The organism is Pseudomonas frederiksbergensis (genome assembly GCF_900105495.1).
In the GTDB taxonomy this organism is placed as follows: domain Bacteria; phylum Pseudomonadota; class Gammaproteobacteria; order Pseudomonadales; family Pseudomonadaceae; genus Aquipseudomonas; species Aquipseudomonas frederiksbergensis.
The window spans coordinates 14,054-26,517 of the sequence record NZ_FNTF01000001.1; the positions used below are offsets into that span (position 1 = coordinate 14,054).

Annotated in this window: 14 protein-coding genes; 10 read left to right on the forward strand and 4 right to left on the reverse strand. The window is 55.8% G+C overall.

The window, feature by feature from the left end; genetic code table 11:
- Positions 1-48: 48 nt before the first annotated feature.
- The 6 genes from BLW70_RS00100 to BLW70_RS00125 all read left to right on the forward strand — a co-directional run bounded on the left by BLW70_RS00100 (position 49) and on the right by BLW70_RS00125 (position 3,181).
- Positions 49-534, forward strand: a complete 486-nt coding sequence (locus BLW70_RS00100) for a single-stranded DNA-binding protein (protein WP_011117439.1) — start codon at positions 49-51, stop codon at positions 532-534.
- A gap of 194 nt (positions 535-728) precedes the next feature.
- Complete coding sequence (locus BLW70_RS00105; protein WP_011117440.1) at positions 729-1,556, forward strand: DUF932 domain-containing protein; 828 nt, start codon at positions 729-731, stop codon at positions 1,554-1,556.
- Between the two features lie 54 nt (positions 1,557-1,610).
- Positions 1,611-2,033, forward strand: coding sequence for a hypothetical protein (locus BLW70_RS00110; RefSeq protein ID WP_011117441.1), 423 nt, complete (start codon positions 1,611-1,613; stop codon positions 2,031-2,033).
- Between the two features lie 23 nt (positions 2,034-2,056).
- Positions 2,057-2,386 (forward strand): TrfB-related DNA-binding protein, encoded by a 330-nt coding sequence (locus BLW70_RS00115; protein WP_011117442.1) that lies wholly within the window; start codon positions 2,057-2,059, stop codon positions 2,384-2,386.
- Entirely contained in the window at positions 2,379-2,651 is a 273-nt protein-coding gene (locus BLW70_RS00120; RefSeq protein ID WP_019694539.1) for a hypothetical protein, read from the forward strand. Before BLW70_RS00115 ends, BLW70_RS00120 begins: the two co-directional genes overlap by 8 nt.
- 266 nt (positions 2,652-2,917) lie before the next feature.
- Positions 2,918-3,181: a hypothetical protein gene (locus BLW70_RS00125; protein WP_019694540.1), complete on the forward strand. Its 264-nt coding sequence runs from the start codon at positions 2,918-2,920 to the stop codon at positions 3,179-3,181.
- 510 nt (positions 3,182-3,691) lie between these two features.
- Here BLW70_RS00125 and BLW70_RS00130 read toward each other — a convergent pair.
- The 4 genes from BLW70_RS00130 to BLW70_RS00145 all read right to left on the reverse strand — a co-directional run bounded on the left by BLW70_RS00130 (position 3,692) and on the right by BLW70_RS00145 (position 6,176).
- Positions 3,692-4,477 carry a SprT-like domain-containing protein gene (locus BLW70_RS00130; protein ID WP_011117444.1) on the reverse strand — a complete coding sequence of 262 codons (786 nt, stop codon included), beginning with the start codon at positions 4,475-4,477 and terminating at the stop codon, positions 3,692-3,694.
- A gap of 137 nt (positions 4,478-4,614) precedes the next feature.
- Entirely contained in the window at positions 4,615-5,001 is a 387-nt protein-coding gene (locus tag BLW70_RS00135) for a hypothetical protein (protein WP_019694541.1), read from the reverse strand.
- Positions 5,002-5,004: 3 nt separating this feature from the next.
- Positions 5,005-5,724 carry a StbB family protein gene (gene stbB / locus BLW70_RS00140; RefSeq protein ID WP_011117446.1) on the reverse strand — a complete coding sequence of 240 codons (720 nt, stop codon included), beginning with the start codon at positions 5,722-5,724 and terminating at the stop codon, positions 5,005-5,007.
- On the reverse strand, positions 5,721-6,176 hold the full coding sequence (locus tag BLW70_RS00145; protein WP_011117447.1) for a hypothetical protein: 456 nt from the start codon (positions 6,174-6,176) through the stop codon (positions 5,721-5,723). The genes stbB and BLW70_RS00145 overlap by 4 nt, the downstream gene beginning before the upstream one ends.
- 428 nt (positions 6,177-6,604) lie before the next feature.
- Between BLW70_RS00145 and BLW70_RS00150 the strand changes: the two genes are divergently transcribed.
- The 4 genes from BLW70_RS00150 to BLW70_RS00165 all read left to right on the forward strand — a co-directional run bounded on the left by BLW70_RS00150 (position 6,605) and on the right by BLW70_RS00165 (position 12,160).
- Positions 6,605-6,997 (forward strand): hypothetical protein, encoded by a 393-nt coding sequence (locus BLW70_RS00150; protein ID WP_011117448.1) that lies wholly within the window; start codon positions 6,605-6,607, stop codon positions 6,995-6,997.
- On the forward strand, positions 6,990-8,546 hold the full coding sequence (locus BLW70_RS00155) for a type IV secretion system DNA-binding domain-containing protein (RefSeq protein WP_011117449.1): 1,557 nt from the start codon (positions 6,990-6,992) through the stop codon (positions 8,544-8,546). Before BLW70_RS00150 ends, BLW70_RS00155 begins: the two co-directional genes overlap by 8 nt.
- A gap of 10 nt (positions 8,547-8,556) precedes the next feature.
- Positions 8,557-11,502: a MobF family relaxase gene (mobF, locus tag BLW70_RS00160; protein WP_011117450.1), complete on the forward strand. Its 2,946-nt coding sequence runs from the start codon at positions 8,557-8,559 to the stop codon at positions 11,500-11,502.
- 229 nt (positions 11,503-11,731) lie between these two features.
- Entirely contained in the window at positions 11,732-12,160 is a 429-nt protein-coding gene (locus tag BLW70_RS00165; RefSeq protein ID WP_128872254.1) for a hypothetical protein, read from the forward strand.
- Positions 12,161-12,464: the final 304 nt, after the last annotated feature.

Here is a 12,464-nt window from a genome sequence, read left to right on the forward strand (position 1 = left end):
CCACCCCGCCGCCCCTGTACGCCGGGGCATCTAAAAGGAGTTTCCATCATGGCCCGTGGCGTAAACAAAGTGATTCTAATAGGGACTTGCGGTCAGGATCCCGAGGTTCGTTACCTTCCCAACGGTAACGCCGTGACCAATTTGAGCTTGGCCACCAGTGAGCAATGGACAGATAAGCAAACCGGGCAGAAGGTCGAAAAAACCGAGCGGCACCGGGTATCCCTGTTCGGCAAGGTGGCCGAGATTGCCGGCGAGTATCTGCGCAAAGGTTCACAGGTCTACATCGAAGGCAAGCTGCAAACCCGCGAATGGGAGAAGGACGGTATCAAGCGTTACACGACAGAAATTGTCGTAGACATGCAAGGCACCATGCAGCTGCTGGGGGGTAGACCGCAGAACCAGGACGGCACCAACCAGGCGCAGCAACAGCGGCGACCACAACAACCGGCCCCGCAACCGCAGCCCGCATATGACCCCATGGATGACGACATTCCCTTCATGGACCCCTATCGTTTTTCTTGCCTGCTGCAGTAGACGTGACGGTCTGTGCAACTAGAGCCCGGCCCAGCGCCGGGCTTTTTTACAGACAAAATAGTACAATTAGATTATACCTTTAGTTGACTTGGTAACGATCTTTTGCGATAATTTCTATGTCGAAGCAATACCGCTAAGACAGCCTGGAACCAGCGGCGGCAACCGCCCAGGCACATCGCGAAGGAGATTCAAAAATGCGTCTATCCAGCAGCTTCCGCAACCCTTGCATGGTTCGCAGCAACACCCCTTTGACTAACGACGAAATCGCGCGTGTCGCGCCGTCCATCTTTGCCGTCGAAGCGCACGACAGCCGCTCCGATCGCTACCGCTACATCCCAACCGTCGACGTGCTTACCGCGCTGCGCGCAGAAGGGTTCGAACCCTTCATGGCTTGCCAAACCCGCGTGCGTAACTCCGACAAGATCCAGCACACCAAACACATGATCCGCCTGCGCCATGCGTCCAACATCATGGACAAGGAAGCCAACGAAATCATCCTGCTCAACAGCCACGATGGCACCAGCAGTTATCAAATGATGGGCGGGTGCTTCCGCTTTGTGTGCGCCAACGGCCTTGTCCTGGGCGAAGCCGCGATGGATCAGAAAGTCCGTCACAGCGGTCGACAAGACGTAATCGGCGAAGTCATCGAGGGGGCATATGAGGTGCTGGACCAATTCGCACTGATCGAGGATCAGCGCGAAACCATGAAGCAAATCCAGATTCGCCCCGAGCTGCAACACGCTTTCGCCGAAGCTGCATTAGCGTACCGCTACGACCCAGCCGAAGGCCCGGCGCCTGTGACAGCTTCACAGCTGCTCATGCCTCGCCGCCGTGAAGATCGCACCGATGATCTCTGGACCACATTCAACCGCGTACAGGAAAACTCCATCAAGGGAGGGCTTACAGGTCGCAACAAGCAAGGTCGCCGCACCAGTACCCGCGCCGTCACCGGCATTGACCAGGACGTGAAGCTAAATCGCGCCCTTTGGGTTCTGGCTCAGCACATTCGCGAAGCCGCCTAACAAGTTCAGGCCGGGCGCTACACGCCCGGCCTACCTCGCAAGGAGATAGCCGCCATGCCGAAAGTTTTCTTTGTACCAGGTCAAACCACAATCATTGATTACGCCCGCGAGATTGGCCCCAACATGTGGGCCGCTCGCTGCAGCTGGCTAATGTTGCCGGAGATTCGCGTGCGTCACCCCGGCGCAGTGCTGGACGATCAAACCGCTTTCCTGCAGGCGCAGGAATCGGCCAACGGCACCAAGCCTGCGCGCATCACTGAGGCGCGCTTTGATTTTGCGGTCAGTCATGGCCAGGTGTTGGACTACTTCGCCGATGACACCGGCGATTCATTCATACTGCAGGCCCCCGAGGTCGGCGATTTGGTGCGCGTGTATGCCCGTTGTTTCGGTCATTGCTGGTCGTTCCTGTGTCTGTCGATCATCACCCATAGCGAGATCCGTTCCCGGATCTGCACAGCGGTGGCCACGAATCATTGACCACTGAAAAACGGAGTTACTACATGCAGTCGATTTACACCGCCGAGGACTGGAAAAGAATATCGCCGGTATTCGCCTCGCGTCGCTTGGCGGTCTCTACGGTAGAGATCGCCAAGGCCATCTTGGTAGATGGCCAGCGACCGCAAGACGTGGCCAACGCTAGGGACATGTCTAAACAGACCGTTCACGCAGCAGTAAAGCGAGTTCGGGCAATCCTAGACGAGCACGGGGCCAGTGAGCTGGTGCCCGTTATGGTCTGGTTACCGCCCGAGCTGGCCGCGCAAGTCATGGAGATGGCCAAGCCCTACATGGATGCCAAACCGGCAACGAAAAAGGGAGGCAAGGATGCGTAAGACCGATTTTAAATCATGGCTCAAAAACAACGGCATGGCCCTGCCGGTGCTGTTTGAAGATGACCCGGTGGCGTACACGTTCGCGCCTCAAACTGTGACCCTCACGCCTGAGTTGCTGCACCAGCTCGACCGCGTGCGCCTGTTGCAAGACGCCGCCGATGATCACAACTGCCCGGATCGGCAAGCGTTGGAAAGCGAGATTGAACAGGCTCACCGCTTTGTAAGCTGGACGCTGCAAGGCATCGTTTATCCCGAATCAAAATGAATGGAACTCACCAATGAAAACCGCCACATCACGACGCCATAAAATCCTATTCGTTGGGTTGGCCATCTTTTTGGTAGCCGGATGGATTCAACAAAAATACGCCAAGGACCGCGCCCAAGCTGACTATGAAAGTCACTGCGCGGAGATTGCGAAAAACCCGGCCCGGATGCCATGCGTTACCCCAACGTCGCCTAATATTCCATTGCCAGCCCAGGGTTAGAATGCTCGTTGCGTAACATCAACTGATTCCAAAAATGAGGTGCCGCATGCAACACCAAATTGCTGACCTTCGACAGATCGCCCAGGTATGGCGTAAAAATAACCAAGAACAGTCTGGTGGGATCGTGTGTATTTGGGAGCAGTCTGCCTACTGCTGGAAAAATGAACTGCGCGACCCTGACCATGAAAGACCAGGTGTGTACGCGGTTTTAGAAGATGGCCAAGTGTTCATTGCCGAAGGTGGTGATTATTCAAACGGTGCCAAACAGTGGGCGGCGATTGCCCCCGCTGCAAACAAGAATCCAGCCTAGATCTACCCCCTAATTTCCCTGTGCGTGCCCCCTTCGGGGGGCGGCTGTCGTGAACCAAGCCCTGGCCAAAAGCGCGCCAGGTCTTGGCCCTTCGGGCTTCCATCCTCACGCCTCCGGCCTTCGGCCTGCGCGCTCCGCTTGCTTTGTAACGGCACAGGGTTTTACCTTGGCCGACCTCCCGGTCGGATTTAAAACCTTCCGGCCTGGCGGCCGGACGCTGCAGCAACTCACGTTCAAGATCTTTGCACGGCTCAGGAAATCGTCCTGCAGTTGCCCACCGCCCGGGCAAACAGCACGTCCAGCCCGTGGACAACTGCTCCGCTCGCTCTGGCCTTTGTTGGGCCTCGCTCGCTGGACGATTTTTCGTGCGTGAGCTCCTGCAGCGAAAAAGCAGCCTTCGGCGACCAAGAGCTGCGCCCTTGGATCCGCAGCTCATACGTCGCCTGACCGGCAGCGGCCAGCCGCAATCAACTGACGTTCATCCTGAAACGTCAGACATTTGCGACCGGCTCAACTGGGTGATGGATCTGCTGGGACTTCCACCAGTTCTTTTGAATCCACGAACGGCACATTGCAGTCGACGCATTGCACGCGACCGCTCAAACCTGGCTTACCCCACAAATTCAAATGGCAGCTCGGGCATGTGTATTTGCGCTTGTTCTTCGGATCCTCGGGGTTTGTGGCAGGAGTCAGCAACCCCGCCGAAGTTAGCGCCAGTATGTCTATCGTCGGATCAGCCACAGGCTGTTCGACGGGTTTTCCATCAGGCCCGTAAAGCTGGGTCGCTGACATGGCCACCCGTTGGGTAACCACGTCAATCCAAGAAAGCATGCCGCCCTGTTCAATCAGTTCCTGGCATGCAACAGCGAATGGCCCACCATCAATGATGTAGTGCGTCATCTGCTGGCCGCATTGCTTACCACCTGGCTCACCTGTATCGGACGGCATCAGTCCGATGGACTTCATTTTGTTGGCCCACTCGCGGTTGTGGTAGCCGCTTCGTGATCGCGTGCCGAAGTGGTCTTGCCACTGATGAACCTGTTCATGTGCAAGCGTGGAAAGCGTCTGATCGATCCGACGATGCGCGAAGTACGCACAGTTGAGCGCAATCTCATCGCTTTTTCCCGCGCCGTTCCGGCGCAGGAAACGCGACGGCGAGAAATACCCAAACGTATTGGCTTTTCGCTGCAGGGTGAAAATGCAGCCGGGCAGCTGCCCGCCAAACAACTTTTCATTGAACCAGTCATAGGCCCCTTCAATTTCTTCGTAAAGCTGCTGACTTGGTGTAGCGGACATAAGGACTCCTTTCTCGCATGCGAGAAAAACCCCAAAGCCTGATTACCAGCGGCGGGGCGGGTGTAATTCGTAGGAAAGCATATCCTGTATCGTACGATACAGGATACACCCCAAAAAAAGGGGGCGTGCCCCCTCGATCAACCGAACAGCCTGAGCTGCTGGCCTACAACCATGAGAAGTGCGCCGATAACCACACCGGCGCCGATGAGCATTGCGCAAAATCCTACGGCGCGGCGCTGCGCTTGCGCCGTGATCAGATTGGCCGAACTCCGGTTAATCTCGTTACCAATCCTTGCGACCGCTTCGCGTCCGGCAAGGATCAGGGCATTGCGCTCCTTTTCCATCATGGATTCGAAGTTCATCTGCGACTGGAGCAGAGCCTTACCCGAGCCATCGCGCACCGCCTCGGAGATCTTCGCCGCCAACTCGCCGTCTACCTGTTCCAGGCGACGGACGAGCGCGTCGAAATCTTCCATCATCTGCCCGACCATCGCTTCACGCGCTGTCGTAGCGTCCTTGGCCATCGCTTACTTCCCCTTTCCAAACAGCGTGGCGTACACCTGATCGAGGTTCTGCCAGGCCGACTTTGCCAGGCGCTGCACAGAGATCATCCGTTTGGCCTGTTCCTTTGCGGCATCGTCTTGCGCGGCTCGCAGTTGCTCGCGGTAATCCGTGGTGTCCTGCACCACAGCGGCGATGCTGGTTTTCAAAGCCCGGAGGCGTTCGAACACTTCGTTCGAGTAAATCACCGCATCACGCTTGAGCATGAATTTCTTCTCCAGCTCGTGGAAACCCATCAACGCTGCGAAGGTGTGCGGCAAGTCGTCCGCGTCGTCGATCTCGACCTTGTTGAAGACCACCAGAATCCGGCTGCGCGGAACGCCCAGCGTGGCCAGCGTCTTGATCGTGTTGATGGTGTCCGCTTGCTGTTTTTTCTCGGATACCGTGGGCACCAGGAAGAAATCGAATTCTTCGTGCGAGCCTGCAAACTGGCCCATGTACTTGAAAAAATCCTCGACGTTGGATGCTCCAACGTCGACCACGGCGTTGTCTTCCGTCATGAGAATTTCCGACAACTCACCGAACCGGCGACCCTTGAGCAGCTCGATCTCGGCGGCATCATCCGATGCGCCGGCATTGATCGTTTCTACCGCGAAACGTACGCCGCCCATGCGTGGCGACAGCAGCGAATCGGACAAGGTTGTCTTGCCGGTGTTACCGCTGAAATTGACTACTGCGATTTTCATTTTGGCGTCCTTTTTCGACGGCCTGCATTCTCATACATGGCCAGATCTGAGGCGTTCTGATCATCCCCAGGATTCATAATCTTGCTCAGCTCAAGCGGCCCCAACGGGGCCGCTTGACTGACCTTCGTTTCTCCATCTGTATCGTACGATACACCTCCTTCTATTTCTGGCTCCCCTCGCTCAACCACTGGCTGCATGCTTGGCGCTGGGTTCGTAGTTTGGTTCGATTGCGTGGGCTTCTGTCGTTGCGTTTTTCGATACCGATACAGGTAACTTTTCAGCGTCTCCATGCTCAGCTCGATCCCCTGTTGTTTCAACACATCCAGGATCACTTGGCGACGTACACCCGCGCTCAGTTGTTGCTCAATCAATGGCATCACCTGGCGTATTTTCGCTGCCTTTGACTCAGGCCCTACCGCCATCAGTGCATTCGTTAGATCTTTGTCGCCCATTTTGCACCCTATCTGCACCCCTATTGCACTCTAGGTGCATCTTAATCGCCCCCTACCTGTAGTCAAGTTGCACCCCTCTTGCACTCTCTTAGCACCCTTCCTGCACCCTTTCTGCATACCATCTGTGCTACCCCCCTACGGCCTGCGGCCTGACTAGTGGATACGCCCTTAACAAGAGCTTCAACTTTTCCCCTTAACAGGGTCAAAGTCTCAATACACAACACGCACCCCCCTAGCGGTAGGTTAAAGCCGCGCTGGGAGCGGCTTACAGAGCAAATTCATGAATTTCATGCGCTATACATATGTATTACAAAATTATCATTTAGACCAATAAAATCAAGCATTTTATGTATTGCATTTGCTATACGCTATTTCGGAAGTTATCGTTATCCTGAATTAGTCCCATATTTGGCTCAGAGAGGACCACCGTGGCGAAGACACTTCCAATACGTTTAAACGACGACCAAGAGGCTCGCCTTGAGCAAGCGGCAGCGTTGGCAGGCTACAAACACCTGTCCACCTACGTGCGTGACAAGGCTCTGGCCAACGAAAAATCGGGGAGCCGACAGACCGATTTGGACAGCTGGGCAGATCAGCAACGCATGCTTGGTTTGCTCGAAAACGTCAGCCAGGCTCAGGCGCAAAATCGCACCCTTTTGACCATTGCTGTCTACTTGCTGCGCCAAGGTTTACAGCAAGGAAAGGTCAACCAATTGCGTGCCGAACTCAGCCATCTGGTCGATACCGATCAGTTGATCAGTACGCTGTTGCCAGAGCTGGCCAGCGATATCGAACGTCTATCAGGAGAGGACAATGCATAAAAGAGAAGTCGATTCTGCAGTGATGACAGCGGGTTTCGGTTTGCCGATCGCTGGATGGGCAGCAGGCGTTTATTTGGCACAGATGCCGTTGACGCCATTCCCTGCAGCGTTCAAGGAAACGCTTCACAACGGCTGGCAGAACCCGATTGTACTGGGGGCCACAATTGCCACGTCAGCGGTCGCCGCTTCGCTGGTTTATTACCTGTACGAGTATTGTGACGATGGGTTCCGGGGCGAGCAGTACCAGGAATTTTTGCGGGGCTCGGAGATAAAAAACTGGCATACCGTCAAGGCAAAGGTGCGCCGCCGTAACGAGAAGACGAATCGCGAGCGGAAAAAGCGAGGGTTGGCCAAGTCTGAGCCGGTCATGATTGGCAAGCTGCCTATGCCTCTGCACCTTGAAGATCGAAACACGATGATCTGCGCGTCTATCGGTGCCGGTAAGTCGGTGACCATGGAAGGCATGATCGCCTCGGCATTGAAGCGTGGTGATCGCATGGCCGTTGTCGACCCAAACGGCACGTTCTATTCGAAATTCAGTTTCAAAGGCGATTACATTCTCAACCCATTCGACGCCCGCTCCGCTGGCTGGACCATCTTCAACGAGATCCGTGGCATCCATGACTTCAACCGGATGGCCAAGTCGATAATCCCGCCCCAGGTCGACCCGAGTGACGAGCAATGGTGCGCGTACGCTCGCGACGTATTGTCCGACACCATGCGCAAGCTGAAAGAAACCAACAACCCGAACCAAGACACGCTGGTGAATTTGCTGGTGCGGGAGGATGGCGACACCATCCGCGCTTTCCTGGCCAACACGGACTCCGAGGGCTACTTCCGCGACAACGCAGAGAAGGCAATCGCCAGCATCCAGTTCATGATGAACAAATACATTCGTCCGCTGCGCTACATGAGCAAGGGCGATTTTTCCATCTACCAATGGGTGAACGATCCTAATGCCGGCAATCTGTTCATCACTTGGCGGGAGGACATGCGGGACACCATGAAACCACTGGTGGCCACGTGGATTGACACCATCTGTGCAACGATCCTCAGCTCAGAGCCGATGACAGGCAAACGGCTATGGCTGTTCCTCGACGAGCTGCAGTCCCTCGGCAAACTGGAAAGCTTCGTTCCTGCGGCGACCAAAGGGCGGAAACATGGTCTGCGTATGGTCGGCAGCCTGCAGGATTGGTCGCAACTCAACGCCAGTTATGGCCGTGACGATGCGGAAACGCTGCTTTCGTGCTTCCGAAATTACGTCATTCTTGCTGCAGCGAACGCCAAGAACGCAGGCATGGCCAGCGAAATCCTCGGCTCTCACGATGTTAAGCGTTGGCGGAAATCCTACACCGCGGGCAAGTTGACCAGGACCGAGGAAGTCACGCGGGATGAGCCGGTGGTTCAGGCTTCTGAAATCTCCAACCTTCCAGATCTGGTCGCCTACGTGAAATTCGGTGAAGACTTCCCGATCACCAAGGTAAAGACGCCGTACATTGATTACAAAGAGCGCGCCCAGGCAATCATGATAACCGGTCAAGCCGCGTAACGAGGTAGCCATGTTCAATGTTACCTCTATCAAGGGGAGCAACCAGTACGCTGCAGCTGGCTACTACACAGCTGCAGACGACTACTACGCAAAAGAGTCCCCCGGCGAGTGGCAGGGAATCGGCGCCGAGCTTTTAGGCCTGGATGGGCCAATCGACCAGAAGGAGCTGGCCAAGCTTTTTGACGGCAAGCTTCCGAACGGCGAGCTGATGCCCAAGCCCGTCAACAAGGAAACAGGTCAAATAGTTAATCGTCGGATGGGTTTGGATCTGACGTTCTCAGCTCCGAAATCTGTGTCTATGCAAGCCCTGATCGCCGGTGACAAGGACGTGGTAGCTGCGCACGACCGCGCAGTAACCAAAGCGATGGAGCATGTCGAGAAACTGGCGCAGACCCGCCGAAAGGAACATGGCAAGTCCATGCTCGAACGAACGGGCAACCTGATCATCGGTAAGTTTCGCCATGAACTCAGCCGCGCCAAAGATCCTCAGTTGCACACCCACGCCGTAGTCATGAACGCGACACGGCGTGCAGACGGTAAATGGCGAGCAATACACAACGACGATATTTTCAAGATCCAACCGCAGATCGACGCCATGTACAAGGGCGAGCTGGCCAAGGAGCTGCGCGAGCTGGGCTATGAAATTCGGGTGTTGGACAAAGACGGGAATTTCGAGCTGGCCCATATTTCGAGGGACCAGATCGAGGCGTTTTCGAGCCGGTCCAAGGTGATCGAGGAAGCGTTGGCCAAGGACGGGAAAACACGAAGCAACGCCACGGCCTTGGAGAAACAAATTATTGCGATGGCCACCAGGCCACGCAAAGACGAGCGCGACCGTCATTTGGTCAAAGAATACTGGGTCATCAAGGCGCGAGATCTAGGTATCGAGTTCGGCGGCCGCAGTCAGCTTGATAACCGCGAGTACGGTAGGCGCTCAGAGAGCATCCATGCAGAACACAACCTGCCGGAAGGCATCACCGCTGGCCAAGCAGTGGTGCAATACGCCATAAACCACTTGACCGAACGTGAGCAGGTTGTCGGCGAGTCTGATCTGCGCACAGCTGCGCTACGGCGCGCTGTTGGCTTGGCATCGCCATCCGAAGTCGACGATGAAATCAAGCGTCTGGTGAAACAGGGAACGCTTATCGAATCTCCACCAACCTACACGATGGCCACAGGTAAGGATGGGACGGCGCTGTCACCTGCTGGGTGGCGCGCATTGCTGAAAGAACAAAAGGGCTGGACTGACAAGGAAGCCCAGCAGTACGTCAAGATGGCGATCACCCGTGGCTCTTTGGTTGAAGCTGAAAAACGGTACACCACTCAACGGGCGTTGAAACGAGAAAAGGCGATCCTCGCTATCGAGCGCAGCGGACGTGGCCTAGTCGCGCCGCTGTTGAGCAAGGAGCAGGTAGCAAAAGCACTTGAGGGCTCAACACTATCTGCAGGCCAGTACCAGGCCGTGGAAGTGATCGTCAGTACGAGCAACCGATTTGTTGGCATCCAGGGCGACGCAGGAACCGGCAAAACTTACTCAGTTGATCGCGCTGTTAAGCTGATCGAGTCAGTCAACAACGCCATGACCGAGCGGACTACAACGACCGATGCGGTTTTCCGTGTCGTTGCTTTGGCACCCTACGGCAACCAAGTAACCGCACTGAAAAACGAAGGGTTGGACGCTCACACACTCGCCAGCTTTTTCCATACCAAAGACAAGAAGCTGGACGAGCGGACAATCGTCGTACTCGATGAGGCAGGTGTAGTCGGCGCACGCCAGATGGAGCATCTGATGCGAATCATCGAGCAGTCCGGCGCCCGACTGGTCCAGCTGGGCGACACCAAACAAACGGAAGCTATCGAGGCTGGCAAACCATTCGCCCAGTTGCAGCAGAACGGTATGCAAACTGCGCGGATCAAGGAAATTCAGCGACAGAAGAACCAGGAACTAAAAATTGCTGTTCAGCATGCGGCTGATGGCAACCCGGGAAAGTCACTTGAGCATGTCAATCATGTTGAAGAATTCCGGGAGCCTGGCCAACGGCACCAAGCCATCGTTCGTGACTACATGTCGTTGACGCCGGAAGAACGCAAAGAAGTATTGATCGTCGCCGGTACGAACAAGGACCGCAAACAGATCAACGCAATGACAAGGGAGTCGCTTGGCCTCGTAGGCAACGGGAAAGAGCTGCCGACGCTCAACCGCGTCGACACCACACAAGCCGAACGACGGTACGCTCCAAGCTACAAAAAGGGAATGATCGTACAGCCCGAGAAGGATTACATAAGAACTGGCTTGTCCCGAGGGGAGCTGTATACCGTTGACCAGGCCCTGCCCGGAAACGTGCTGGTGGTAAAAGACAAGAACGGGAACCGCGTCGAGTTTAATCCTCGGAAGCTGACCAAGCTCAGCGTGTACAACCTTGAGAAACCTGAATTTTCCGTTGGCGATCTGGTGCGGATCACCCGTAATGATCAGAAACTGGATCTCACCAACGGCGACCGAATGCGGGTTGTTGGGAACGCCAATGGCGTCATCGAGCTGGCATCCCTCAAAGAGAAAGACGGCACGCCAGAACGAGTAGTGGCCCTTCCAACTAACCGACCATTGCATCTAGAGCACGCCTATTCCGCTACCGTCCACAGCGCCCAAGGTCTTACAAATGATCGAGTGATGATCTCCATCAACACGAAAAGCCGGACAACCTCACAAAACCTTTGGTACGTGGCCATCAGCCGGGCAAGACACGAAGCGCGCATCTATACCGACTCAATAGCCGGATTGCCTGCCGCCATTGCAAACCGATACGACAAAACTACAGCCCTGTCATTGCAGCAGGCGCGAGAGCGTCAGCGTAACGAGTCCATCAAGCCGCGCACGGTGTTGGACGGTAAGGCGCTGGAACGCAAACAGCGTTCCGCTCTGGACGGACCGAGCGCAGGTAAATCAGGCGTGTAGATGATTTTTTGAATTGTGATGAGAATATGGGGTTCCGGTATTGCCGGAACCTTTCGCATTTAGATGACAGGATTTTATGGCTGATTGGAAGAATATAGGCCAGGCCAGGTGGTATGACTGCAAGCTGGGGACCATGAGAGACGAGGACTTGGCTCAGCTTGTCGGTACGACAAAAAACGTAATTCGTTACCGGCGTCAGCTATTCGATATCGAAGCTTGGAATGTAAGAATGGCCATCGAGCCCTACCGGCATTTGTTGGGCATAGAATCAACTCGAACTGTAGCGCGCCTTTGCGGGGTTTCTGCCTACAGCGTTGATCAATACCGCAAATCTTTAGGGGTCAAGGCCAAGCCGGGACCGCCCCCACTCCCAAAGCCGAAGCGTTTCCCGGTCAACCATCCGTTACGTCGCTACAAGCCGCTCTTGGGCATAGTGCATGACCAGGACGTGGCAGATCTTGCAGGCGTTTCAAGAACAACGGTTCGTAACTGGCGCGAAGCGTTGGGGCGTGCGCCTGCTGATCCATTACCGAAGCAGCCAACCACGGCACAGCTAAAAAACTATGTCGGTCCGTGGCTGGGTTACGAATCATTGTCCGGCGTTTCCATCAGTCGCGCTATCGAATTCCGAAACAAGGTGATTGCCGAGCAGAGCTAGGATCGCCGCTGGCAGCCAGGGGTGCCCCCTGGACGGCAGAACAAAGCAACACCAAGGGCGCTGCCCTTGTCAACTCGCTGGGGTCGCCCAGGCCTCAGGTGCGCGGGGTGGTGAAGCTACCCCACACACCCCGGCGCAGACTGGGGGTCACTGCGCACCGTCAAGCAGAATACGCCTGCGGCGGTCCTGCGGAGGCGGGACCCACCTTCGGCGGGGCCCCCGCCATTCCACTTGACCGCGCTACGTTCTGACAGCATGGCGCGGAATCGCATTTATCGAAGGCAGCAAAAAGGGGGCAAAGCCC

Coding starts and splice junctions, on each gene's coding strand:
- BLW70_RS00120 (WP_019694539.1), top strand. CDS start 2,379: ATGCGTAAGACCGATTTTAAATCATGGCTCAAAAACAACGGCATGGCC.
- BLW70_RS00145 (WP_011117447.1), bottom strand. CDS start 6,176: ATGGGCGACAAAGATCTAACGAATGCACTGATGGCGGTAGGGCCTGAG.
- BLW70_RS00130 (WP_011117444.1), bottom strand. CDS start 4,477: ATGTCCGCTACACCAAGTCAGCAGCTTTACGAAGAAATTGAAGGGGCC.
- BLW70_RS00110 (WP_011117441.1), top strand. CDS start 1,611: ATGCCGAAAGTTTTCTTTGTACCAGGTCAAACCACAATCATTGATTAC.
- stbB (WP_011117446.1), bottom strand. CDS start 5,724: ATGAAAATCGCAGTAGTCAATTTCAGCGGTAACACCGGCAAGACAACC.
- BLW70_RS00125 (WP_019694540.1), top strand. CDS start 2,918: ATGCAACACCAAATTGCTGACCTTCGACAGATCGCCCAGGTATGGCGT.
- BLW70_RS00115 (WP_011117442.1), top strand. CDS start 2,057: ATGCAGTCGATTTACACCGCCGAGGACTGGAAAAGAATATCGCCGGTA.
- BLW70_RS00100 (WP_011117439.1), top strand. CDS start 49: ATGGCCCGTGGCGTAAACAAAGTGATTCTAATAGGGACTTGCGGTCAG.
- BLW70_RS00165 (WP_128872254.1), top strand. CDS start 11,732: ATGGCCATCGAGCCCTACCGGCATTTGTTGGGCATAGAATCAACTCGA.
- BLW70_RS00155 (WP_011117449.1), top strand. CDS start 6,990: ATGCATAAAAGAGAAGTCGATTCTGCAGTGATGACAGCGGGTTTCGGT.
- BLW70_RS00135 (WP_019694541.1), bottom strand. CDS start 5,001: ATGGCCAAGGACGCTACGACAGCGCGTGAAGCGATGGTCGGGCAGATG.
- mobF (WP_011117450.1), top strand. CDS start 8,557: ATGTTCAATGTTACCTCTATCAAGGGGAGCAACCAGTACGCTGCAGCT.
- BLW70_RS00105 (WP_011117440.1), top strand. CDS start 729: ATGCGTCTATCCAGCAGCTTCCGCAACCCTTGCATGGTTCGCAGCAAC.